The following is a 24,146-nucleotide window of genomic DNA, read 5'->3' as shown; positions in this document are numbered from 1 at the left end:
CACCGGCGGGGCAGCGTGACGGCCACCCACGACCTCCAGCGGGGCGCGTGATGACCGCCCACGACCGCCGACGGGACGGAGTGGTGGCCGGGGGCAGGTCTCCGTTCGGAGTCGTGTGGGGCCAGGTTTACGGCATGGAGCACCGGCTGGCCTCGCACCGGGCGGAGGTGTTCCTGCCCCAGGCCCGCGCTCTGGGCGCGCGGCTGACCAGGCTGTTCCTGTACTGGGGGCAGCTGGAGCCCGCGCCGGGCCAGTACCGCTGGGACGCGCTCGACGCCTATGCCCGCCAGCTCGAACCCGGCGACGAGGCGTGGGTGATGCTGGCCAGCAGCTCTCCGTGGGCGACGCGCACGCCCAGCTCGATCATCCCCTCCTCCCCCGCGACCGACCCGGACAGCTATTACCGCTTCGTGCGCACCGCGGTCGAGCGCTGCCGAGGCCGGGTCCGGTACTGGCAGATGGAGTTCGAGATGAGCGGCCCGTTCTTCTGGGCCGGGACCGCCGCGGAGTACGTCGCGCAGCTCGCGGTCTTCCGCCGCGCGGTCAAGGACGCGGACCCCGCGGCGCGGATCGTGCTGGCCGGATTCCTCGACGGCGACTACGAGGCCTCCGCCCTCGAACAGGAGCGGGCCGCGTTCAGCGACCACCTCCTGCGCGCCGGCGCGGACCTGTTCGACCTCCTGGACCTGCACCTCTACCACGACGCCGAGACGATCCCGGCGACGATCCAGCGATTCCGCAACGCCATGCGGACGCACGGCTGCGAGCGCCCGATCTTCGTCGGCGAGTGCAACGGCCCCGGGTTCACCCAGTTCCCCGAGAACGCCGAGGTGATGCCGGACGTGCTGCGCGCGATGCACAGCCTGGCCGCCTCCGTCCAGGCTGCCGACCCCGCCGAACAGGCGCGCTACACCGAAGACGAGCACGCGACGATGCGCGCGCTGTACGCCCGGATGGCCGAATTGCCGCCGCAGACGCAGATGTTCATGGAAGGCTGCTCGGCCGAGCTGGAGCGCAAACGACACCGCGTCAACTGCCGCGAACTCGTCATTCGTGCCGTGCTCGCTTTGGCCAGTGGTGTCGAGCGGGTGTGTTGCTTCGCGCTCGCGCCCGACGTCGCAGGGAAACCCGACCACGTCCTCAACCTGCTGTTCGGCAAGTACAACCTGATGGGTTACGCGGACGGCGCACTGACCGAGCGATACCCGTCCGCGGACGCCTTTCAACGCCTGGCGGCTCGCCTGGACGGAGTGCGGGAGGTGCGCCGCCGCGACCTCCCCGGGCATCCCGAGGCACGCGTGTTCGACGTGGACCGCGCCCCCGGCCCGCCACTGACCATCGCCTGGGAGCGGCGGGACGCCTTCACCGGAGAGGATGCGCCTCCTACGCGGATCAGCTGGCCGTGGCCGTACGGGGCGGCCCACGCGGTGGACGTATTCGGCGCGACCGTGCCCGCCTCCGTTTCGGACGCGACCCTGCGCCTCCCGCTGTCGAACACACCCGTCTACGTCCAGCCCAGCCCGGCGCGGTCCTGAACACGCGGACGTGCGGCGGACCGGATGTCCGGGCGAAGCCTCGGCTGGATCGGGCGGGCGATCGCCCGGTCTCCGCGCTCGGCTGAACGGCGGCTCGCTACGCCCGAGCCGCTGCACCGGCTCCCTCCCCGGTGCCGGGCTCCGGGTCGCGATCCCGCGCTGGCACCGCGACCCGCACTGCATCGTCGGGCTACGCCCAAACCGCCGCACCGATTCGCTCGCCCAGCGACGGACGCCGAGCCATGATCCCGCACTGGCATCGCGACGCGCACCGCTGCACCTGATGCCGCCCAAACCACCGCGCCGGATCGCTCCCCGGTGACGGGCACCGGGGAGGGACCCTGCAACAGCGCCGCGACCGCAGAGTTGCGCCCGAGCCGCTGCGCCGGGGTCCCTCGCTCAGCGACGGACCCCGGGACACGATGCCGCGCTAGCACCACGCGACTCCTCGCTGCATCGTCCGGCTCCGAAGACAGGCTTCCCGGCGGCAAGCGACCAGCGACCGGCGATCAGCGACAAGCGACAAGCGACAAGCGACGGTCTCACGCGCCAGCCTTGAAGGACACCTCCTTCGTGGCCACCGTTCCCGCCGTACGGCCGGGGGCCGTTTGGTGGTTCCAGTACAGGTTCGTGTGCGCGATGACCTGCTCCGGCGGCGGCGCGCCCCAGTTGGTGAGGTCTTCGGTCGTGTGGGCGTCGCCCACCAAGGTCGCGTCGTAGCCTCGGGCGAAGGCTCCGTGCAGGGTGGAGCGAATGCAGGCGTCCGTCTGGGCTCCGCTCACCACCAGGTGTCCTACGCCCAGCCCGGCGAGTACCGACTCCAGGGTGGTGTCTTCGAAGGAGTCGCCGTATTCCTTCTCCACCAGGGGTTCGGCGGGCGCGGGCTTCAGCTCCGGGACCAGCTCCCATTCGGGGCTGCCCTTCGCCAAGCCGTCGCCGCTGTGCTGGACCCACACGACGGGGACCTCGGCCTCGCGGGCTTTTTCCACCAGCGCGGCCACGTTCGCCACCACGCTGTCGCGCTCGTGCGAGCCCGTGACGACGCCGTTCTGCACGTCGACGACCAGCAGTGCGGTGTTCGGCCGGTCTTTGAGAGTGGTCATCGGTTCTTCCCTCCAGTCAGGTACCGCTCACGCTAGCGCCCACCCCCGACAAAAACCGGCGAAGTCATTCCGGGCGGAGGGCATCGTGCGGGGAGGACGGGCCGAACTCCGTCTCGAAACGGGACAGCAGGCGGGACAGGAGCGCGTTCAAGGTCGCCAAGTCGTCCTCGTTCAGCACGGACCTGAACAGGGCCTGTTCGCGTTCGGTGCGTTTCCGGGTCGCGGCGGCCCAGCGGGCGCGGCCTTTGCGGGTGAGGCGGATGGGGCGGCTTCGGCCGTCCGAGGAGGCGGCGACGCGTTCCACCAGGCCTGCGCGCTCCAGGCGGTCGATCCGGACCGTGACGGTTCCGGAGGTGACGCCCAGGCGGTCGCCCAGTTCCTTCGGGGTGAGGACGGCGGCGCGGCCGGAGCGGTGGAGAGCCGACAGGGCCTGCCAATCCCCTGTGCTGAAGCCGTATTCCGCCGCGACGTCGCGCAGCACCTGTTCGAACTGCCGCGACAGCCGTCCGATTCGCTGCCGGGCCGCTTCCACTCGCTCGTCCACGCCGTCCGGCATCACGGCCAGCCATTCGGGCAGGCCCGCTCCCGTCGAGTCCAACTGGACACTCCCTCGATGCTCAAGGTAGTTTGGTTTGAGTATCAAGGTACCTGGCCCTGGGGAGGTCCGCGTGTCCGGACGCGTCTGGTTCATCACCGGAGCGAGCAGCGGGTTCGGCCGCGTGCTCGCGCACACTGTGCTGGCGCGCGGGGAGAAAGTCGTGGCCACGGCTCGCGACCCTCGTGCGCTTCAAGACTTGAAGACGGTCACTGCCCGGCTGGACGTCACCGATCCGGCATCGGTGGAAGCGGCGGTGAACGCGGCGATCGGCGCGTACGGGCGGATCGACGTGCTGGTCAACAACGCCGGGCACGGGCTGGTCGGAGCGCTCGAGGAACTCACCGACGCGCAGGCGCGGCAGGTGCTCGAGACCAATGTGTTCGGCGTCCTGAACGTCACGCGTGCGGTGCTGCCGCACCTGCGGGCGCAGCGCAGCGGGCACATCGTGCAGTTGTCGTCGGTGGGCGGAGTCGTCGGGAACCCGGGGCACGCGCTGTACGCGACGTCGAAGTTCGCGCTGGAGGGGATGTCCGAGGCGCTCGCCGGGGAGGTCGCGCCGCTGGGAATCCGGGTGAGCCTGGTGGAACCGGGGCCGTTCCGGACGGACTTCGCCGGGAGGTCGATGACGTTCTCCGAGCCCATCGCCGACTACGCGAACACCCCGGCGGGCCGGATGCGCCGGCAGTTTTCCGCGCAGGACGGCGCGCAGCCGAACGATCCGGTCAAGGCCGCCGAGGCCATTGTCAAGCTGGTCGACACTCCGGACGCGCCGCTGCGGCTGCCGCTCGGGCCGGAGGCGGTGACGCGGATCCGGGCGAAGCTCGAGCAGCAGCTCGCCGATCTCGCGGCGTGGGAGGAAGTTTCGCTGGACACGCGTTATCCGGACGGCTGAACGGCGCAGCCGTCAGCCCACCGGGCCTTCGGCAGGGACGACTGTGACGTTCTGCTGCTGACCGGTCTGGTCGAGCACGGTCACCGTCACCTGGTCGCCGGGGTGGTGCTGGTCCATCAGGGTGGTCAGCGCGGTGGGCGAATCGACTGCTTTGCCGTCCACCGCGGTGATCACGTCGCCCGCGGCCAAGCCGGCCTGTGCGGCCGCGCCGTCCGGGACGACCTGCTGGATCACCGCGCCCGAAACGGTCCCGCCCTGCTGCGGCCCGGCCGCGCTGACGGTCACGCCGAGGAAGGCGCTCTTTCCAATGTGGACAGTGTCGGACCCGGTGCCGTCGACGATCTGGTGCGCGATCGAGATCGCCTGGTTGATCGGGATCGCGTAGCCCTCGTGGCCGCTGGACTCCGGGGAGCTTGGCGAGGTGTCGCCGAGTCCGCCGTGCCCGCGCCGTCCGCCGCCCTCGAACTGGTACCCGGCCGACGCCGCGGTGTCCACGCCGACGACCTGGCCCCGCGCGTTCACGAGCGGGCCCCCGGAATCGCCGGACTGGATGTTCGCGTCCACCTGGATCAGGCCAGTCAGTTTCTCGGACGAGTTGTTCGATTCGTCCGACGCGGTGATCGACTGGTTCAGCGCGGTCACCCGGCCGCCCGCCGGAACGGGCGCTCCCCCGGCGCCGCCGGCGTTGCCCAGCCCGACGACCGCGTCCCCGACCTTCACCGCCGACGAATCGCCGAGCGTCTCCGTCGCCAGCCCGGACGCGCCCTCCAGCTTGAGCACTGCGACGTCGTGGCTGCGGTCGTAGCCGAGCACGGAGGCAGAATACGTCCGGCCGTCGCCGATGTCGGTGGCCTTGACGCTGGTCGCGCCTTCGACGACGTGGTTGTTCGTGAGCACCTCGCCGTCGGGGGTGAGCACGATGCCGGTGCCCGCCGCGGCCGCGCCCTGGTAGCCCAGCTCGGTGGTGATGTTGACGATGCCCGCGCTGACCTTCTTCGCGATCGCCTGCGGGTCGATCGCGGTGTTCGACGGGTCGGTCTGGTTGCCGATCGAGCCGAAGTCCTGGTTCCCGGAGACCGCGGGCGGCGCGGACGGCGTCCACACGAAGTGCCCCACCCCGAGCCCGACGGCGAGCGACAACGCGATCGCGCCGACCGCGAGAGCCGCGGCCCGCAACGGACGACGCCGCCGCGGTGCCGCGAACTGCTGGGTCGGGTAAAGCTGAGGACCGTACGCACCGGGCGGCGGAGTGCCCCAGTGCCCCCAGCCCTGCTGGTACGGCTGCCCCGCGCCCGGAGGATACGGATGTCCGCCAAAGCCGGGCTGTCCCTGCTCGTGCGCGCCGCGCTCCTGCTCGTCCATGCTCCGCTCCCGCGTCTCGTGTCCCTCCGCCAGCTCAGGAAACACCCGGCACCTGAGATTTTCCTTGCCGTGGTCCGTGCGGAACCTGTGTACCCGGACGGCGGCGCGGAAAAGCCCCGCCCGGCTCGGGAAAACAGCCGGACGGGGCCCGCGGAGACCGCGCCTTCTCCGCGCCGCCGGGGGTTCCGGCGGCGAGGGTGGTCAGCTCACGTGCACGTAGTCGACCACCAGCTGTTGCGGGAACTGCGTGCTGCCGTCCGGGTCGCCCGGCCAGTCGCCGCCCACCGCGAGGTTGAGGATCAGGAAGAACGGGTGGTCGTACACCCATTTCCTGCCGTCGAGATCCGCCGGGGTGCGGGTCTGGTAGGCCTGCCCGTCGACGAGCCAGACGATCTTCTCCGGCGACCAGTCGACGGCGTAGGTGTGGAAATCGCCGGAGAAATCGGGGCCGGTGAACGGCGCGCCGATGCCGCCCGCGCCCGAGTAGCCGGGGCCGTGGATGGTGCCGTGCACGGTGTTCGGCTCCTTGCCGATGTTCTCGATGACGTCGATTTCGCCGTCGTCCGGCCAGTGCCCGCCGCCGAGCATCCAGAACGCCGGCCACATCCCTTGCCCGCGCGGCAGTTTCATCCGCACTTCCACGTGTCCGTACGCCTGGCTGAACTTGCCGGAGGTGTTCAGCCTCGCCGAGGTGTACTCGCACGCGCCGTACCAGCAGGGGTTGCCGGAGTTCTCTTTCTTCGCGGTGATCACGAGATGGCCCTGGCCGTCGAGCGCGCCGTTCGCCGCGCCGGAGGTGTACCACTGCCGGTCGTGGTTGTTGCCGTTGTTGTCGCCGGTTTCGTAGGTCCACTTGCTCCCGTCGGCGGGAGAACCGGCCGGGCCGTCGAAGTCGTCGGAGAATCCGGCGGCCGGCGCGGCGGGGGCGGCGTTCGCGGCGGGCGGCAGCGCGACCGCGCCGGCGAGCGCGAGCGCCGCGGGAAGCGCGAGCAGCCGCCGCCGGGAGGAGGTGCGGGTGGACGTCATTGTCATCCCTCAATCACTCGAGGGGCGGCCTGGCGGCGCCACCCCGGGTTTGTTGTGGATGGCAACAAAGTATGCCGACCAGTGCCTTCACCGGCAAGACCGCGCGTGGGTCATTTTCCGACCAGCGCTCGATGAGGGTGCTGACGAAGGGAATTCCGGGCAACGCCGGATGGCCGGACGGGCAAGCGGTCCGGTCACCGGGCCTGCTGACGTCCGCGAGGGAACCCCGTGCGGACTCTGAGTCCCTCAGGGTTCCCTCACGACCCGCCGCTGGTCACGCCTCGGGATCGGCGGCGGGGCGGTCCTCCAGCAACCACAGCACCCCGCTCGGCGGGAGCTGCAGCACCGCCGACGCGGGCTGCCCGTGCCACGGCTCCTCGGTCGCCTCCACCGCGCCCAGGTTGCCGACCCCCGAACCGCCGAAGGCTTCCGCGTCCGTGTTCAGCACCTCGGTCCAGCGTCCGGCGGACGGGAGGCCGACGCGGTAGTCGTGGTGCGGGATTCCGGCGAAGTTCGCGATGCAGGCCAGCCGCGAGCCGTCCGCGCCCAGGCGCAGGAAGCTCAGCACGTTCCCGGCCGAGTCGTTCGCGTCGATCCAGCGGAAGCCGTCCGGCCGGACGTCGCCGCTGAACAGCGCGGCGGTGTCCCGGTAGATCGCGTTCAGCTGCCGGACCAGGTCGCGCACGCCGCGGTGCAGCGGGGTGTCCAGCAGGTGCCAGTCCAGCGACCGCGACTCCGACCATTCGCGCGGCTGCCCGAATTCGCCGCCCATGAACAGCAGCTGCTTGCCCGGATGCGCCCACATGAACGCCAGCAGCGCGCGCAGCCCGGCGGCCTTGTTCCAGTCGTCGCCGGGCATCCGTTCCCACAGCGAACCCTTGCCGTGCACCACTTCGTCGTGCGAGAGCGGCAGGACGAAGTTCTCGCTCCACGCGTACACGAGCGAGAAGGTCATCTCGTTGTGGTGGTACGCCCGGTGGATCGGCTCGTGCTGCAGGTAGCGGAGCGTGTCGTGCATCCAGCCCATGTTCCACTTGAAGCCGAAGCCCAGGCCGCCCAGATGCGTCGGGCGGGTGACGCCGGGCCACGCGGTGGACTCCTCGGCGACCATCACGACGCCCGGGTGTCGCTTGTAGACAGTCGCGTTCAGCTCCTGCAGAAACCGTACCGCGTCGAGGTTTTCCCGGCCGCCGTACTCGTTCGGCAGCCACTCCCCGTCCTTGCGCGAGTAGTCGAGGTACAGCATCGAGGCGACCGCGTCCACGCGCAGGCCGTCGAGGTGGAACTCCTCGAGCCAGAACAGCGCGTTCGCGACGAGGAAGTTGCGCACCTCGTTGCGGCCGAAGTTGAACACGAGCGTGCCCCAGTCTGGCTGCTCGCCGCGGCGCGGGTCCTCGTGCTCGTACAGCGGGCTGCCGTCGAACCGCGCCAGGGCCCAGATGTCGCGCGGGAAGTGCGCGGGCACCCAGTCCACGAGCACGCCGATGCCGCGCTGGTGCAGATGGTCGACCAGGTACCGGAAGTCGTCCGGCGACCCGAACCGCGACGTCGGGGCGTAGTACGACGTGACCTGGTAGCCCCACGACCCGCCGAACGGATGCTCGGCCACCGGCAGGAACTCCACGTGCGTGAAGCCGGTTTCCTCGACGTAGTCGGCCAGCTGGTCGGCCAGTTCGCGGTAGCCGAGCCCGGGCCGCCACGAGCCGAGGTGCACCTCGTACACGCTCATCGGCGCGTCCGCCCAATCGGTCGCCTCGCGCCGGGCGACCCACTCGCCGTCGCCCCAGGCATACGACGATTCGGCCACCTTCGACGCGGTCGCCGGCGGCACCTCGGTGGCGAACGCCATCGGGTCGGCCTTCTCGTGCCAGTGCCCGTCCGCGCCGAGGATGCGGAATTTGTAGCAGCTGCCGGCGGAAACGCCGGGCACGAACAGCTCCCAGACGCCGGACGACCCGAGCGAGCGCATCGGGTGGCCGCGGCCTTCCCACCCGTTGAAGTCGCCGATCACCCGCACGCCGCGCGCGGTCGGCGCCCACACCGCGAAGGACACGCCTTCGACGACGCCGTTCGGGGTGTCGTACCGGCGCACGTGCGCGCCGAGCACGTCCCACAGCCGCTCGTGCCGTCCTTCGCCGATGAGGTGCTGGTCCAGCTCCCCCACCGTCGGCAGCCAGCGGTACGGGTCGTCGGTGACGACGGTGCGGTCGTCGTAGCCGACTTCGATCCGGTAGTCGCCGGGGTGGTCCGGCAGCGTCGCGGCGAACAGCGCGTCCGCCACGCGTTCCAGCGGGACGCGGCGCTCGCCGGCGACGACCGACACCGACGTCGCGCCCGGGCGCAGGGCGCGCACGACGATGTCGCCGCCGTCGGTGTGCACGCCGAGCACCGCGTGCGGGTCGTGGTGCTCGCCGGCCAGCAGCCGGTCGATGTCGCGCGGAGACGGCGCCGCCGAGGGCAGATCCGCGGGCACAGCGTTCACGGGGTCACTCGCTTCCGTCGGTGCTGCGGGCGATCGCCGCCAGGGGCACGCTCAGCCAGTCCGGCCGGTTCGCGTGCTCGTAGGCGACCTCGTACACCGCTTTGTCCAGTTCGAAGGCGCGGAGCAGGTCCGCGTGGTCCTGCGGGTCGCCGACCGGGCCGCCGGCGCGCGCGTACCCGGCGCAGAACGCGGCGCGGTTGCGCCGGGCCCATTCCATCGCGTGCCGGGTCACGTCCGCGTTCTCGGGCTGCCCGACGAGCCGCTGGTGCGCCGCGTAGTCGAACGACCTGAGCATGCCCGCGACGTCGCGCAGCGGCGAGCGCAGCGCGTGCCGTTCCGCGACCGGGGCGGCCGGTTCGCCCTCGAAGTCCAGCAGCAGCCATCCGTTGACGGTACGCAGCACCTGGCCCAAGTGCAGATCTCCGTGGATGTACTGCAGCGAGATCGACGACGCGTGCGCGCGCACGCCTTCGAACACTTCGCGCAGCGCGGGCGCGTACACGGCCAGCTCCGGGACCGCTTCGGACACCTGGTCGAGGCGTTCGGTCATCGCGCGCACCGTGCGGTCCAGCTCGTCGCTGTCGGCGGGCTCGGCGCCCAGCGCGGTCGCGAGGTCCGCGTGCACCTCGGCCACCGCGGCGCCGAGCCGTTCGGCCTCGCCGGCGAAGTCGCCGCCCGCCTCGGCCGCGCGCCGGTCCGGATCGGCCAGCAGGTCCCGCACGCTCGTGGTCGCCATCGCCCAGCCGTCGACCGCGTCCGGCAGGAACTCCTGCAGCATCCCCATCGTCGCGGGCTCGTCGTGCAGTTCGCCGGAGATCGAGCCGACCACGCGCGCCACGTGCTTGCACCCGGCTTCCTGCAGCGCGCGGTGCAGCAGCAGGTCCTTGTTCAGGCCCGGGCTGAGCTTGCGGAACAGCTTGAGGATGTACTGCCCGCCGTACACCAGCGAGGTGTTGCTCTGCTCCGAGGTGATCGGCCGCGAGCGCAGCCCGGGCTCGAGCGTCGCGTCCGGCTCCGCGGCGAAGTGCAGCGTCCCCACGGTCTGGCCGGCCGCCATCCGGTCCAGCAGCCCGGCGGTGAGGTCCGCGTCGCCGCTCGCCTCGTAGAACCTCTCGCCGATCAGCGCGGACGACGCCACCTCCGGGATCCCGGAGCGGCGGCCGACCAGCAGCTGGTACGGCTCGGTGCGGTCGCCCTGCACCACGTCGACGACCGCGTGCACCAGCAGCGGATCCGGGCCGGCCAGCACGGTGAGGCCGGCCGGGCGCACCTCGTCGACCGGCCGGTCCTTGCCCGCGAACCAGCGCTGCGCGGGCAGCCAGCCCGGCAGCAGGGCGGCCAGCGCCCCGGCCAGTCCGGACGGTTCGGGCAGGTGCGGCGGGGGACCGTGGTGCGACAGCGGACTCACCTCATTCTTCCGGCTCGAGCAGCTGGAACCAGTAGAACCCGTGGCCGGGCAGCGTGAGCAGGTACGGCAGCTCGCCGATGTCCGGGAAGCGCACCCCGCCGGTCAGCTCGACCGGCGTCGCGCCCTGGTGCGCGGACAGGTCCAGTTCCACCGGCTGCGGGAAACGGGACAGGTTGTTGACGCACAGCACGACGTCCTCGCGGCCGTCCGGGCGCAGCCACCGGCGCTGGTAGGCCAGCACGCTCGGGTTCGAGCCGCCGAGGTCGGTGAAATCGCCCTGCCCGAACGCGTGGTGCTGCTTGCGCACCTCGATCATCCGGCGCGTCCAGTTCAGCAGCGACGCCGCGTTGTCGGCCTGCGCCTCGACGTTCAGCGCCTGGTGCCCGTAGACCGGGTCCATGATCACCGGCAGGTAGATCCGGCCGGGGTCGCAGGTGGAGAACCCGGCGTTGCGGTCCGGGGTCCACTGCATCGGCGTGCGGACGGCGTCGCGGTCGCCGAGCCAGATGTTGTCGCCCATGCCGATCTCGTCGCCGTAGTACAGCACCGGGGACCCGGGCAGCGACAGCAGCAGCGCGGTGAACAGCTCCTGCTGGTTGCGGTCGTTGTCCAGCAGCGGGGCCAGCCGGCGGCGGATGCCGATGTTGGCCTTCATCCGCGGGTCCTTGGCGTACTCGGAGTACATGTAGTCGCGCTCTTCGTCGCTGACCATCTCGAGCGTCAGCTCGTCGTGGTTGCGCAGGAAGATGCCCCACTGCGTGCCGGACGGGATCTGCGGCGTCTGCAGCAGGATCTCCGAGATCGGGAACCGCGACTCCCGGCGCACCGCCATGAAGATCCGCGGCATCAGCGGGAAGTGGAAGGCCATGTGGCATTCGTCGCCGCCGGACTCCGCGTCGCCGAAGTACTCGACCACGTCGGTCGGCCACTGGTTCGCCTCGGCCAGCAGGATCCGGCCGGGGTACTCGTCGTCGACGACTTTCCGGCAGCGCTTGAGGAAATCGTGCGTGCGCGGCAGGTTCTCGCAGTTGGTGCCCTCCTGCTCGAACAGGTAGGGCACGGCGTCGAGGCGGAACCCGTCGATGCCGATGTCGAGCCAGAACCGCAGCACGTCGATCATCGCCTCCTGCACGGCCGGGTTCTCGTAGTTGAGGTCCGGCTGGTGGGAGAAGAACCGGTGCCAGTAGAACTGGCCGCGCACCGGGTCGTAGGTCCAGTTCGACGTTTCGGTGTCGACGAAGATGATCCGCGCGTCGGCGTAGCGGGAGTCGTCGTCGCTCCACACGTAGAAGTCGCCGTACGGGCCGTCCGGGTCCGAGCGCGACTGCTGGAACCACGGATGCGCGTCGGAGGTGTGGTTGAGCACCAGGTCGGTGATCACCCGGATGCCGCGCCGGTGCGCCTCGTCGAGCAGGTACACGAAATCGTCGACGCTGCCGAATTCCGGGAGCACGGCCCGGAAATCGCTGATGTCGTAGCCGCCGTCGCGCAGCGGCGAGGCGTAGAACGGCGGCAGCCACAGGCAGTCCACGCCGAGCCATTCGAGGTAGTCGAGCTTGCTCGCCAGGCCGCGCAGATCGCCGGTGCCGTCGCCGTTCGAATCGGCGAACGCGCGCACCAGCACCTCGTAGAACACCGCGCTCTTGAACCATTCCGGGTCCTTCGGCGCCGCGTGCGCGTGCGCGAAGTCCTCCGCCTGGGGTTCGACCAGCAGGCCGTCCGCCGTCACCGCCTCCCCGGTGTGCGGCACGTCCGCCAGTCCCGCCGCGGCGCCGGGCCGGCTCTCCTCGTCCATCCGTTCCCGCCTTGTCGTGAGTCGCGTGTGCTGAACTGTGGTTAACCCGATCGGGCACGGGATAACCACTCGGGTCGAAGCCGCCGCGGCGTCAGGCCGCGAGCCTGCGGCGCAGCGCCACGATGTGCGCCACCGCCCGCCACGGTTCGAGCCGGACGAAGTTCGCCTGGCCCCAGTCCCACGTCTCGCCGGTGACCTCGTCGTGCGCGATGAGCCGCTCGGGCCAGTCGAAGCCGAGCGCGGGCAGGTCGAGCCAGAGCGTGCCCTCCTGCCCGTTGTGCGGGTCGAGGTTCACCACCGCGACGACCGTGTCGCCGGTCGCCGGGTCCTGTTTGGAGTAGGCGAGCAGCGCGTCGTTGTCGATGTGGTGGAAGCGCAGCGACCGCATGCCCTGCAGCGCCGGATGCGCGCGGCGGATGGCATTGAGCCGGGTGAGCCACGGTTCGAGCGAACGGCCCTCGGCGAGCGCGCGGGCGAAATCGCGCGGGCGCAGCTGGTATTTCTCCGAGTCGAGGTACTCCTCGCTGCCCGGCCGCACCGCCTCGGATTCGAACAGCTCGTAGCCGGAGTACACGCCCCACGTCGGCGACATCGTCGCGGCGAGCGCGGCGCGCAGCGCGAACATGCCCGGACCGCCGTGCTGCAGCGATTCGTGCAGGATGTCCGGAGTGTTGACGAAGAGGTTGGGGCGGCCGTGGTCCCAGTGCTCGACGAGGTCCGTGCCGAACTCGGTCAGCTCTTCTTTCGTGGTGCGCCAGGTGAAATACGTGTAGCTCTGGGTGAAGCCGAGCTTCGCCAGCCCCCACAGCCGGGCCGGACGGGTGAACGCCTCGGCGAGGAACAGCACGTCCGGATGCGCGTCCTTCACCGACTGGATCAGCCACGCCCAGAAGTCCGGCGGCTTGGTGTGCGGGTTGTCCACCCGGAAGATCCGCACCCCGTGCGACACCCAGTGCAGCACGACGCGCAGCACCTCGTCGTAGATGCCGCGCGGGTCGTTGTCGAAGTTGACCGGGTAGATGTCCTGGTACTTCTTCGGCGGGTTCTCCGCGTAGGCGATCGTGCCGTCCGGGCGGGTGGTGAAGAACTCCGGGTACTTGACCACCCACGGATGGTCCGGCGCGGCCTGCAGCGCGAGGTCGAGCGCGACCTCGAGGCCGAGTTCCCCCGCGCGCGCCACGAACGAGTCGAAATCCTCGATCGTGCCCAGCTCCGGGTGGATCGCGTCGTGCCCGCCCTCGTCCGCGCCGATCGCCCACGGCGAGCCGACGTCGTCCGGCGTCGCGTGCAGAGTGTTGTTGGGGCCCTTGCGGTTCACCCGGCCGATGGGGTGGATCGGCGGCAGGTAGACGACGTCGAAACCCATGCCCGCGACGCGGTCCAGCTCGCGTTCGGCGGTGGCGAAGGTGCCGTGCACCGGGCGGCCCTGCGCGTCGACGCCTCCGGTGGACCGGGGGAAGAATTCGTACCAGGAACCGAAAGCGGCGCGTTTGCGGTCGACCCACAGCTTCAGCACGCGGCCCTTGGTGATCAGCTCGCGCACCGGGAAGTCGTGCATGAGCTGGCGGACCTCGGGCGAGAGCGCCGGGCCGACGCGCTCGGCGAGATCGCGTTCGTCGTCGCGCAGCGCGGCCGCGGCCCCGGCGAGCAGCGGGCGCTCGGCCCGGCGCTCCGGGCGGCGCGACACGCGGTCGAGCAGCCGCGCGCCGGTCTCCAGGTCGTTCGCCAGCTCCCCCGGCCCCTGCCCGGCGGCGATCTTCACCTCGACCGCGTGCTCCCAGGTGGCCCACGGATCGCTCCACGCGTCCACCCGATAGGTCCACATGCCCTCGGCGTCGGGGACGATCACCGCGGCGAACCGGTCGAGCCCGCGGCCCTGCTCGGCCATCCGCGTCTGGCGCGCGGCCCGGTCGCCGGGGCCGCGCCAGGCGACCGTCGCGGCGACCGCGTCGTGGCCCTCCCGCCAGACCGTGGCGGTGACGGGGAAATGTTCGCCTGCAACGGCTTTGGCCGGATACCGGCCGCAGCTGACCATGAGTGCGACGTCGTCGATCCCGAGCCTGCCGGTCATGGCGATGCCCCTTTTTCACGGTGGGTGGGAAGGTGGTCGGAGTGCGTTCGCGCGAGCACGGCCAGTGTGCCTGATTCCTCCAAAGCCGTTGACAGCGGGGCCTTTTTCTGCAATTCCCGCCACCCGGTCGGGCGAAACGCGCCCATTCGGCGGAACTGTCCGTCGGATTCCCGTCTCCCGCCCGCAACACGCGCGCCGAATAGAGTTAACAATCGGCGGCGCGTTCCGGTGATTACCCGGGAGTATCAGCGGGTATCCCCGGACGGAATGCCCGCTGCCGTTTCTTACGGCTGCGGGATCTCCACCGTGTCCCGCGGCGCGCGCAGCAGCAGCAGCGACCGCGCCTCGACCGTGATCCGCGACTTCGGCTCGAGCACGCCGGGACGGGCCGGGGTGCCGTCGGCGGTGCTGGTGTCCAAAGTGGGCTTGAAGGTCTCGCCGTACTCCGGGCCGGGCAGCACGATCTCCGCCGGCTCCGCGCCCGCGTGCAGCACCAGCAGCCACGAATGGTCGGTGACGAGCGCGCCCTCGCGGTTGCGCGCCTGGCTGTTCGACCCGTCGATCCACATGCAGAGCGTGCGGCGGTCCTCGTCGAACCAGTCGATCTCGTCGAACTCCTCGCCGTCCGGGCGGAACCAGACGAGGTCGGGCTTGCCGGTGACCGTCGTGCGGCCCTCGAAGAACTCCGGCTGCCGCAGCGCCGGGCTGTGCGCGCGCAGCCGGACCACGCGGCGGGCGAAGTCGAGCATCGGCTCGGACAGCTCGGTCGGGGTCCAGTCGATCCACGACGTTTCGTCGTCGAGGCAATAGGCGTTGTTGTTGCCGTACTGCGTCCGCCACATCTCGTCGCCCGCGGTGAACATCGGCGTGCCGGTGGACAGCAGCAGCGTCGCGAACAGGTTGCGCGCCTGGCGGGTGCGCAGCGCGACGATCGCCGCGTCGTCGGTCTCGCCCTCCGCGCCGTGGTTCCACGACCGGTTGTCGTTGGTGCCGTCGCGGTTGTCCTCGCCGTTGGCCTCGTTGTGCTTTTCGTTGTAGGACACCAGGTCCCGCAGCGTGAAGCCGTCGTGCGCGGTGACGAAGTTGATCGACTGCCACGGCCGGCGCAGGTTGTGGTCGTACAGGTCCGAGGAGCCGGACAGCCGGTACGCGAGATCGCGCACGCCGGTCGCGCCGCGCCAGAAATCGCGGACGGTGTCGCGGTAGCGGCCGTTCCACTCGGCCCACTGCGCGCCGAAGTCGCCGACGCGGTAGCCCTCGCCGGTCGCGTCCCACGGTTCGGCGATCAGCTTGCAGCGCGACAGCACCGGGTCGGTGGTGATCGCGGTGAGCATCGTCGACTCGCGGTCGAACATCTCCCCGCGCGGGCGGCCGAGCGTGCTCGCCAGGTCGAAGCGGAACCCGTCGACGCCCATCTCCTGCGTCCAGTACCGCAGCGAATCGGTGACCAGCCGGACGACCGTGGGCGAACCGGCGTCGAGGGTGTTGCCGCAGCCGGTGAGGTCGGCCATGTGGCCGCGGCGGGTGTGCAGGTAGTACGCCGGGGCGTCGAGGCCGCGCAGCGAGAGCGTCGGGCCGTCCGGGCCGCCTTCGCAGGTGTGGTTGAAGACGACGTCGAGCAGCACCTCGATGCCGGCCGCGTGCAGGGCGGCGACCATCGTGCGGAATTCCTCGACCTCGCGGCCCGGTTCGCTGGCGTACCCGGCGTGCGGCGCGAAGTAGCCCAGCGGCGAGTAGCCCCAGTAGTTGTGCCGTCCGGAGCGGATCAGCGCGGGCTCGTCGGCGAACGCGTGCACCGGCAGCAGTTCGACGGTCGTCACGCCGAGCCGGGTCAGGTGCTCGATGGCGACCGGATGCGCGAGGCCGAGGTAGGTGCCGCGCAGCGCCTCCGGGATGAACGGATGCTGCTGGGTGTACCCCTTCACGTGCAGTTCGCAGATCACCGACTCCTCGAACGGCACCTCGGGCTTGACCCCGGTGTCCTGCCCGCCCGGCGAGGTGACGACCGACAGCGGCACCGCGCCCAGCGAGTCCACTGTGGACATCGGGCCGCGCTCGGGGTCGCCGGTGAAGCCCTGCGCGGCGTGCAGGCTGGCGAGCTTCCCGTCGATCCGGCGCGCGTACGGGTCGACGAGCAGCTTGGCCGGATTGCAGCGGTAGCCGTGCGCCGGGTCGTACGGACCGTGCACGCGGTAGCCGTAGCGCTGACCGACCGTGACGCCCGGGACGAGGCCGTGCCAGACGCCGAAAGTGCGCTCGGTCAGTTCGATCCGGCGCTCGGAGCCGTCGTCGCCGATGAGGCACACCTCGACCGCGTCGGCGACCGCGGAGGTCACCGCGAACCGGACGCCGCCCGCCTCCGGGTGGGCGCCGAGCGGAAAGGGACGTCCGGCGAGGACCTGGTTGTCGGATGCGGGTCGTTGTGCCATGCGCCGATCTTTTCAAACCCGAAGCGGCGGCGGGCTCCGGCGCTTGGCTGAACTTGCCCGAAGCAGGGGTGATGACCAGGGCCGATGACCGCGCCGGTAGGGGTCGCGGCCGGGCGTGCCGGTTCCGGGCAGGTTTTGCCGGTTTTTGTCGGTGCGGCCGGGCATGCTGGGCCGCATGCGCGCGAGCCGGCTCGTTTCCCTCCTGATGCTGCTGCAGGCCCGCCAGCCGCGGACCGCCGACGAGCTGGCGGCCGAGCTGGAGGTCTCGCCGCGCACCGTCTACCGCGACATCGAGGCGTTGAGCGCCGCCGGGATCCCGGTGTACGGCGAATCCGGGCACGACGGCGGATACCGGCTGGTCGACGGGTACCGCACCCAGCTGACCGGCCTGACCAGGCAAGAGGCCGAGGCGCTCTTCCTCGCCGGCCTGCCCGCCGCGGCTTCCGGCCTCGGCCTCGGGCCGGTCGCGGCGAACGCCGAGCGCAAGCTGCTGGCCGCGCTGCCCGCCGAACTGCGCACCCACGCGGACCGGGTGCGCGAGCGGTTCCATCTGGACGCGGCGTCCTGGTACCACGGCCCGGAGGCCACGCCGCAGCTGCCGACGGTCTCGGACGCGGTGTGGCAGCAGCGGCGGGTCCGGATCCGGTATCGGCGGTGGGCCGCGCCCCACGAAGCGAGCCGGACCGTCGAGCCGCACGGGGTGGTGCTGAAGGCCGGGCAGTGGTATCTGGTCGCCCGGCGCTCCGGGGAGTTCCGGACTTACCGGGTGGCGCGGATCGTCGAGGCGGTGCTGCTGGACGAGCCCTTCGAGCGGGCCGAGTCGTTCGAGCTGGGCCGGTACTGGTCGGATTACCTGGAGGATTTCGACGCCCGGCGGCACCGGGGCGAGGCGGTGCTGCGGCTGTCGCCGGAGGGGGTTCGACTTTTGCCTCAGCTCGCTGAACCAGCGATTGCTCGCGCGGCTGCGAGCGGGGTGGTCGAGGCGGACGGCTGGACCCGGGTGGTCGTGCCGATCGAGCAGCCCGAGCAGGCCGTGCACGATCTCTTGCGGCTCGGTCCGCTGGCGGAAGTGGTTGCGCCGCAAGAGCTTCGGGACCGGCTGGCCGAGGCGTTGACGTCGATGCTCCGCCGGTATGCCGAGGTCAGCGGGTAGCGAGCAAGACGAACGACTCCGCGGGCAACACCCGTGACTGCCCCACGAAGCCAGCGCCCTCCCCGGTACCGGAACGGCGGGGTGCCGGAGGTGGGCCGAAATGCCCGCCGGGCCGGGCAGTATGCGCGACGGGCAGCGCACTGGACTCAGGCCCGGCCCATGACCCCGGAAGTCAGCGGGCAGCGACCAGGACGAACGACTCCGCGGGCAGGACCGTCTCGGTGGAGCCGACCTCCGGATCGCCCCACGAAGCCAGCACCTCCCCCGTCACCGGAAGCTCGACCGGCTCCGGCCCGAAGTTGCACGCCAGCCGCAGCGTGCCCCGGTGCAGCACCAGCCACGCGTCGTCCGGCGCGGTTTCCACCGCCACCCGGTCCAGCCGCGGGTCGGTCAGTTCCGGGCGGGAGCGGCGGAGGCGGATCAGCGTCCGGTAGAGGTCCAGCATCTCCCGATGGCCCGGTTCGCCCGGTTCGCTCCAGTCCAGCCGCGAGCGGGCGACGGTCGCCGGGTCCATCGGGTCCGGGACGTCCGATTCTCCCCAGCCGTGCCGGGCGAACTCGCGGCGGCGGCCGGTGCGGACCGCTTCGGCGAGTTCCGGGTCCGGGAACGACGCGAAGAACTGCCACGGCGTCTTCGCGGCCCACTCCTCGCCCATGAACAGCATCGGCGTGAACGGAGAGCAGAACACCACCGCCGCGCCGCAGGCCAGCAGGCCGGGCGAGACGGTCGCGGACAGCCGGTCGCCGGTCGCGCGGTTGCCGATCTGGTCGTGGTCCTGCAGGTAGGCCAGGAACCGGTGGCCCGGAGCCACCCGCAGGTCCAGCGGGCGGCCGTGCACCCGCGAGCGGAACGACGACCAGGTCCCGGCGTGGAAGAACGCCTCCCGCAGGGTCTTGGCCAGCGCGCCGGGTGCGGCGAAATCGGTGTAGTAGCCGGTGGTTTCGCCGGTGAGCCGGACGTGCAGCGCGTGGTGCAGGTCGTCGGACCACTGCGCGTGCAGGCCGTAGCCGCCGCCGTCCCGGGCGGTGACGAGCTTCGGGTCGTTCTGGTCGGACTCGGCGATCAGCGTCAGCGGGCGGTTCAGGGCCGCCGACAGCGCGTCGACCTCGGCGGAGAGTTCCTCCAGCAGGTGCACGGCGCGCTTGTCGACCAGCGCGTGCACGGCGTCCAGGCGCAGGCCGTCGAAGTGGAAGTCGCGCAGCCAGCCCAGCGCGTTGTCGATGACGTAGCGGCGGACTTCGTCGGAACCCTCGCCGTCGAGGTTCAGCCCGGCGCCCCAGTCGGTCCGGCCGGCGAAGTACGGGCCGAACCGGTCGAGGTAGGCGCCGGACGGGCCGAGGTGGTTGTAGACGACGTCGAGCACGACCGCGAGCCCGCGCGCGTGACACGCGTCGACCAGGCGTTTCAGCCCGTCAGGACCGCCGTACGGTTCGTGCGCCGCGCCCCACAGGACGCCGTCGTAGCCCCAGCCCGCGGTGCCGTCGAAGGAGTTCACCGGCAGCAGTTCGACGTGCGTGACGCCGAGGTCGACGAGGTGCTCGAGCCGGTCGACGACCGCGTCGAACGTGCCTTCCTCGGTGAAGGTGCCGACGTGCAGTTCGTAGACCACGCCGCCGGCCAGCTGCCGTCCGGTCCACGACTGGTCGGTCCACGCGAAGGCGGAATGGTCGTAGACCCGGGACGCTTCGTGCACGCCGTTCGGCTGGCGCAGCGAGCGCGGGTCCGGCAGCGGGCGCTCGTCGTCGCCGAGCAGGAAGGCGTAGTCGGCGCCGGTGACGTCGGCCTGCCACCACCCGCCCTCGGCGGCGGTCATCTCGTGGTCGGCGCCGTCCACGCGGACGCGGACCCGCTCCGCCGAAGGAGCCCATACGCGGAACATCAGGAGTCCTCCCGCACCAGCAGCGCGACCGGGTACTGGTCGAACAACGCGGACGCCGGCGGGGTGTCGCCCACTCCGCGGCCGGTCAGCACGTCGGTCCACTCCCCGGCGCGCAGCGGCAGAACGGTGTCGCGCCAGCCGCCCGCCCGCTCCAGCCCCAGCGGCAGCCGCGTCACCGCCACGGTCAGGCCGGTGCCGCGTTCGAAGGCCAGAAGATGGTCCGCCGCAACGCCTTCCGCCTGCAGCGGCCGGTATCCGGTGAAGAGTTCCGGACGGTCTCGGCGGAGGGTCAGCGCGTGGTGCACCACGAGGAGTTTCGCCGCGCCCGTCTCGTCGATCGCGGGGCGCTCCCCCGCCTGGACGCGTTCGAGCAGCGAGCGCCGGAGGGCGTAGTCGACCTCGCGGCGGTTGTCCGGGTCGACCAGCGAGTAGTCCCACAGCTCGGTGCCCTGGTAGACGTCCGGCACGCCGGGCCCGGCCAGCTGCAGCAGCTTCTGCCCCAGCGAATTCGCCCAGCCCGCGCCGCGCACCCGCTTGACGAACGCCTCGACATCGGCCGCCAGCTCCGCGTCGCCGAGCACTTCGGACGGCCACGCGGCGACGGCGCGCTCGAACTCCTCGTCGTGGTCTGTCCACGTGGTGCGGAGTTTCGCTTCCTTCGCGGCCTTGTCGAGGTAGTCGCGCAGGCGCTCCGGCGAGATCGGCCACGCGCCCACGAGCGTCTGCCACGCCAGGAGATTCAGCGCGGGTTCGTCGATCCCGCGCGCGGCCGTCCAGCGGCGGAGGGCGACCGCGAACTCGTCCGCGACCTCCGACAGCGCGGCCATCCGCGCCCGAGTGTCCTCGGACCGCTTCGTGTCGTGGGTGGTCAGCGTGGTCATCGTGGCCGGAGCCGCGGCCGCCCGGCCCGCCGCCAGGGTGTGGAATTCCGCCGGGCTCAGCCCGAACCGGTCCGGGTTGCCGCCGACCTCGTTCAGCGCGGCGAACCGGGTGAACCGGTAGAACGTCGTGTCCTCGGTGCCCTTCGCGACGACCATCCCGGACGTCTGCTGGATCCGCGTGGCCAGCTCGCCGTCCGGCGCGCCGCGCACCTGGCTGTCCAGCGCGTCGAGCGCCGGGGCCAGTTCTGGCCGCCGCTCGCGCGCCCGGGCGACGGCGGTCGCCCAGTGCTCGGAACCCTCGGGAAGGTACGAGCGGTAGACCGGGAACGCGATCATCACCTCGGCCACCGCCGCGCGAGCCGCGTCGGCGTCGACGCCTTGCAGCAGCGCCGCGATCCGGTGCACCTCGGCGACCAGGATGCCGTCGGTCACCAAACGCCGCGCGCCTTCCTCGACCGCGTGGTAGTCGGTGCGCACGCCCTGTTCGGCGGCGAGCCGGGTGAACACCGGCGCGGCCGCCGGGTCCACGAACACTCCGGTGATCTCGCGCAGCGCGTCGTAGCCGGTGGTCCCGTCGACCGGCCAGCTCTGCGGCAGCGCCTCTCCCGGGTGCAGGATCTTCTCCGCCACCAGCCACGCCCCGGGCGCGCCCTCGCGGAGCCGCCGGAAGTAGCCGCCGGGGTCGGCGAGCCCGTCCGGATGGTCCACGCGCAGGCCGGTGACGTCGCCGTCGGACACCCAGCGCAGCACCTCGCCGTGCGTTTCGGCGAACACCTCCGGCCGCTCCACGGCGACCGCGGCCAGGTTCGCGATGTCGAAGAAGCGCCGGTAGTTGAGCTCCCGGTTGCCGCGCCGCCAGCCGGCCAGCTCGTAGTGCTGGCGCGCGTGCACCTCGGCCGGCGTGCCCTCGCCGGTGCCGGGCGCGATCGGGAACCGGTGGTCGTAGTAGACGAGTTCGTCCCCCTCGACAGCCAGCTCGTCATCGTCGTCGCCGAGGATCGGCAGCAGCAGCCGTCCGCGGCTCCAGTCGATGTCGAAGAACGGCGCGTACGGCGAGTCCTGGCCGTTCCGGAGAACGTCCCACCACCACGGGTTCGCCTTCGGGACCTCGACGGACATGTGGTTCGGCACGATGTCCACCACGAACCCGAGCCCGGCGTCCTTCAGCCGCGCCGCCAACGCTTTTCGCGCTTCTTCGCCGCCCAGTTCGCCCCGGGCGCGCCTCGGGTCGGTGACGTCGTAACCGTGCGTGGAGCCCGGGGTCGCGTCGAGCATCGGCGAGCCGTACAACGCGCCGACGCCCAGCTCGCGCAGGTACTCCACGATGGCGGCCGCGTCCGCGAAGCCGAACTCCGGCCGCAGCTGGACCCGATAGGTCGAGGACGGGGTGCTCATTCGCCCTCCTTGGCGGTGCGCTGGAGAACCACGAGCGAACGCGCGGCGAGGGTGAACTTGCCGCCGCCCTCGACCGGTTCGACGTCCGTGTCCCCCACCGTGCCGGTGTCGGTGTCGACCACGACTGTCCATTCGCGGCCGTAGCCGTTGCCCGGCAGGGTCGTCTCGATGTCCTCCCAGTGCGCGTTGAACGCGAGCAGGAACGAATCGTCCTCCACCGGCATCCCGCGCGGGTCGAGGTCCGGAATCCCTTCCCCGTTCAGGAAAATCACCACCGACTTGCCGAACGCGTCGTCCCAGTTCTGCTCGGTCATCTCCTCGCCGGCCGGGGTGAACCAGGCGATGTCGCCCAGCTCCTCGCCCTTGCGCACCGGTTTGCCCTGGAAGAACCGGCGGCGGCGGAACACCGGATGCGCCTTGCGGAACGCGGTCAGCGCGGCGGTGAACTCGACCAGGTCGGAGTTCTCGGTGGCGAGTTCCCAGTCCATCCAGGACAGTTCGGTGTCCTGGCAGTAGGCGTTGTTGTTGCCCTGCTGGGTGCGGCCGATTTCGTCGCCGTGCAGCAGCATCGGCACGCCCTGGGACAGCAGCAGCGTGGCGAGCAGGTTCCGCCGCTGCTTCGCCCGCAGCGCGAGCACCTCTTTGTCGTCTGTCGGGCCCTCGACGCCGCAGTTCCACGACCGGTTGTCGTCCGCGCCGTCGCGGTTGTCCTCGCCGTTGGCCTCGTTGTGCTTTTCGTTGTAGGACACCAGATCGGTGAGCGTGAAGCCGTCGTGCGCGGTCACGAAGTTGATCGACGCGAACGGGCGGCGGCCGTCGTCCTGGTACAGGTCCGACGACCCGGTGATCCGCGACGCGAACTCGCCCAGGGTGGACGGTTCGCCGCGCCAGAAGTCCCGCACGGTGTCGCGGTACTGCCCGTTCCACTCGGTCCACAGCGGCGGGAAGTTGCCGACCTGGTAGCCGCCCGGCCCGACGTCCCACGGCTCGGCGATCAGCTTCACCTGGCTCACGATCGGGTCCTGCTGCACGAGGTCGAAGAACGTCGACAGCCGGTCGACGTCGTAGAACTCGCGGGCCAGGGCCGAGGCGAGGTCGAACCGGAAGCCGTCCACGTGCATCTCGGTCACCCAGTACCGCAGCGAATCCATGATCAGCTGCAGCGTGTGCGGGCTGCGCACGTTGAGCGAGTTCCCGGTGCCGGTGTAGTCCATGTAGTACTGCGGGTCGTCCTCGACCAGGCGGTAGTACGCCTCGTTGTCGATGCCGCGCATGGACAGCGTCGGGCCGAGGTGGTTGCCCTCCGCGGTGTGGTTGTAGACCACGTCGAGGATCACCTCGATGCCGGCCTCGTGCAGGGCGCGGACCATGCCCTTGAACTCCTGCACCTGCCCGCCCTGGCCCTGCATCGCGGCGTAGGCGTCGTGCGGCGCGAAGTACCCGATCGTGTTGTAGCCCCAGTAGTTGCGCAGGCCCTTCTCGTCGAGCGCGTGGTCGGTGACGAACTGGTGCACCGGCATCAGCTCCACCGTGGTCACGCCGAGCTTCTGCAGGTGCTCGACGATCGCCGGGTGCGCCAGCCCGGCGTACGTGCCGCGCAGCCGCTCGGGGACGAACGGGTGCGTCATCGTCATGCCGCGCACGTGCGTCTCGTAAATGACCGTCTCGTGGTAGGGCACCCGCGGCGCGCGGTCGTTGGCCCAGTCGAAGAACGGGCTCACCACGAGCGAATACGGCACGTGCCCCGCCGAATCGTCCTCGTTGAGCTGGTCCGGGTCGTCGAAGCGGTAGCTGAACAGCGCCTCGGACCAGTCGACGCCGCGGGACAGCGCCTTGGCGTACGGGTCGATCAGCAGCTTGCTCGGGTTGCAGCGCTGGCCGCGGCTCGGGTCGTACGGCCCGTGCACGCGGAAGCCGTAGCGCTGGCCGGGGCCGACGCCGAGCAGGTAGCCGTGGTGGACGAAGCCGTCGACTTCTTCCAGCCGCGCGCGGGTTTCGTTGCCCTTCTCGTCGAACAGGCAGAGGTCGACGTGGTCGGCGACCTCGGAGAACAGCGCGAAGTTCGTCCCCACGCCGTCATAGGTGGCGCCGAGCGGGTAGGGCTTTCCGGGCCAGGGCCGCACAGGGCTTCTCCTTG

The 24,146-nt window shown here is 71.1% G+C and carries 14 protein-coding genes and 1 pseudogene; 3 read left to right on the top strand and 12 right to left on the bottom strand.

Annotated elements, in window-relative coordinates; all coding sequences use genetic code 11:
* Nucleotides 1-50: 50 nt before the first annotated feature.
* Nucleotides 51-1,535 (top strand): hypothetical protein, encoded by a 1,485-nt coding sequence (locus F9C12_RS41795; RefSeq protein WP_409464147.1) that lies wholly within the window; start codon nucleotides 51-53, stop codon nucleotides 1,533-1,535.
* Between the two features lie 542 nt (nucleotides 1,536-2,077).
* Here F9C12_RS41795 and F9C12_RS41790 read toward each other — a convergent pair.
* Together F9C12_RS41790 and F9C12_RS41785 are read right to left on the bottom strand one after the other, a co-directional pair.
* Nucleotides 2,078-2,638 carry a cysteine hydrolase family protein gene (locus tag F9C12_RS41790; RefSeq protein ID WP_409464146.1) on the bottom strand — a complete coding sequence of 187 codons (561 nt, stop codon included), beginning with the start codon at nucleotides 2,636-2,638 and terminating at the stop codon, nucleotides 2,078-2,080.
* A 64-nt stretch (nucleotides 2,639-2,702) separates the two neighbouring features.
* Nucleotides 2,703-3,236, bottom strand: coding sequence for a MarR family winged helix-turn-helix transcriptional regulator (locus F9C12_RS41785; protein WP_409464145.1), 534 nt, complete (start codon nucleotides 3,234-3,236; stop codon nucleotides 2,703-2,705).
* A gap of 70 nt (nucleotides 3,237-3,306) precedes the next feature.
* Here F9C12_RS41785 and F9C12_RS41780 point away from each other — a divergent pair, with 70 nt between their 5' ends.
* Nucleotides 3,307-4,128 (top strand): oxidoreductase, encoded by an 822-nt coding sequence (locus F9C12_RS41780; RefSeq protein ID WP_409464144.1) that lies wholly within the window; start codon nucleotides 3,307-3,309, stop codon nucleotides 4,126-4,128.
* A 12-nt stretch (nucleotides 4,129-4,140) separates the two neighbouring features.
* On the opposite strand, the gene F9C12_RS41775 is transcribed toward F9C12_RS41780, so the two are convergent.
* The 7 genes and pseudogenes from F9C12_RS41775 to glgX (F9C12_RS41745) all read right to left on the bottom strand — a co-directional run bounded on the left by F9C12_RS41775 (nucleotide 4,141) and on the right by glgX (F9C12_RS41745) (nucleotide 16,701).
* Nucleotides 4,141-5,490, bottom strand: coding sequence for a S1C family serine protease (locus F9C12_RS41775; RefSeq protein WP_409464143.1), 1,350 nt, complete (start codon nucleotides 5,488-5,490; stop codon nucleotides 4,141-4,143).
* 204 nt (nucleotides 5,491-5,694) lie between these two features.
* Nucleotides 5,695-6,516, bottom strand: a pseudogene (locus F9C12_RS41770) (family 16 glycosylhydrolase); the annotation flags it as partial.
* 274 nt (nucleotides 6,517-6,790) lie between these two features.
* Nucleotides 6,791-8,998 carry a 1,4-alpha-glucan branching protein GlgB gene (gene glgB / locus F9C12_RS41765; protein ID WP_409464142.1) on the bottom strand — a complete coding sequence of 736 codons (2,208 nt, stop codon included), beginning with the start codon at nucleotides 8,996-8,998 and terminating at the stop codon, nucleotides 6,791-6,793.
* A 4-nt stretch (nucleotides 8,999-9,002) separates the two neighbouring features.
* Nucleotides 9,003-10,406 (bottom strand): maltokinase N-terminal cap-like domain-containing protein, encoded by a 1,404-nt coding sequence (locus F9C12_RS41760; protein WP_409464141.1) that lies wholly within the window; start codon nucleotides 10,404-10,406, stop codon nucleotides 9,003-9,005.
* Between the two features lies 1 nt (nucleotide 10,407).
* Nucleotides 10,408-12,201 (bottom strand): maltose alpha-D-glucosyltransferase, encoded by a 1,794-nt coding sequence (gene treS, locus F9C12_RS41755; RefSeq protein ID WP_409179820.1) that lies wholly within the window; start codon nucleotides 12,199-12,201, stop codon nucleotides 10,408-10,410.
* Nucleotides 12,202-12,292: 91 nt separating this feature from the next.
* Complete coding sequence (locus tag F9C12_RS41750; protein ID WP_409464140.1) at nucleotides 12,293-14,272, bottom strand: alpha-1,4-glucan--maltose-1-phosphate maltosyltransferase; 1,980 nt, start codon at nucleotides 14,270-14,272, stop codon at nucleotides 12,293-12,295.
* 284 nt (nucleotides 14,273-14,556) lie between these two features.
* Nucleotides 14,557-16,701 (bottom strand): glycogen debranching protein GlgX, encoded by a 2,145-nt coding sequence (glgX, locus tag F9C12_RS41745; RefSeq protein ID WP_409179818.1) that lies wholly within the window; start codon nucleotides 16,699-16,701, stop codon nucleotides 14,557-14,559.
* A gap of 175 nt (nucleotides 16,702-16,876) precedes the next feature.
* Here glgX (F9C12_RS41745) and F9C12_RS41740 point away from each other — a divergent pair, with 175 nt between their 5' ends.
* Nucleotides 16,877-17,854, top strand: a complete 978-nt coding sequence (locus tag F9C12_RS41740; protein WP_409464139.1) for a helix-turn-helix transcriptional regulator — start codon at nucleotides 16,877-16,879, stop codon at nucleotides 17,852-17,854.
* Nucleotides 17,855-18,026: 172 nt separating this feature from the next.
* Here F9C12_RS41740 and treZ read toward each other — a convergent pair whose 3' ends face one another.
* The 3 genes from treZ to glgX (F9C12_RS41725) are packed head-to-tail and all read right to left on the bottom strand — an operon-like array spanning nucleotide 18,027 to nucleotide 24,132.
* A complete protein-coding gene (treZ, locus tag F9C12_RS41735) occupies nucleotides 18,027-19,736 on the bottom strand; it encodes a malto-oligosyltrehalose trehalohydrolase (protein WP_409467160.1) in 1,710 nt (569 codons plus the stop codon).
* Nucleotides 19,733-22,009, bottom strand: coding sequence for a malto-oligosyltrehalose synthase (gene treY, locus F9C12_RS41730; RefSeq protein WP_409464138.1), 2,277 nt, complete (start codon nucleotides 22,007-22,009; stop codon nucleotides 19,733-19,735). Before treY ends, treZ begins: the two co-directional genes overlap by 4 nt.
* Nucleotides 22,006-24,132 carry a glycogen debranching protein GlgX gene (glgX, locus tag F9C12_RS41725; RefSeq protein WP_409464137.1) on the bottom strand — a complete coding sequence of 709 codons (2,127 nt, stop codon included), beginning with the start codon at nucleotides 24,130-24,132 and terminating at the stop codon, nucleotides 22,006-22,008. Before glgX (F9C12_RS41725) ends, treY begins: the two co-directional genes overlap by 4 nt.
* Between the last annotated feature and the right edge of the window lie 14 nt (nucleotides 24,133-24,146).

This window comes from Amycolatopsis sp. GA6-003 (genome assembly GCF_046267895.1).
In the GTDB taxonomy this organism is placed as follows: Bacteria; Actinomycetota; Actinomycetes; order Mycobacteriales; family Pseudonocardiaceae; genus Amycolatopsis.
This window is presented reverse-complemented; position numbering and strand designations above follow the sequence as displayed.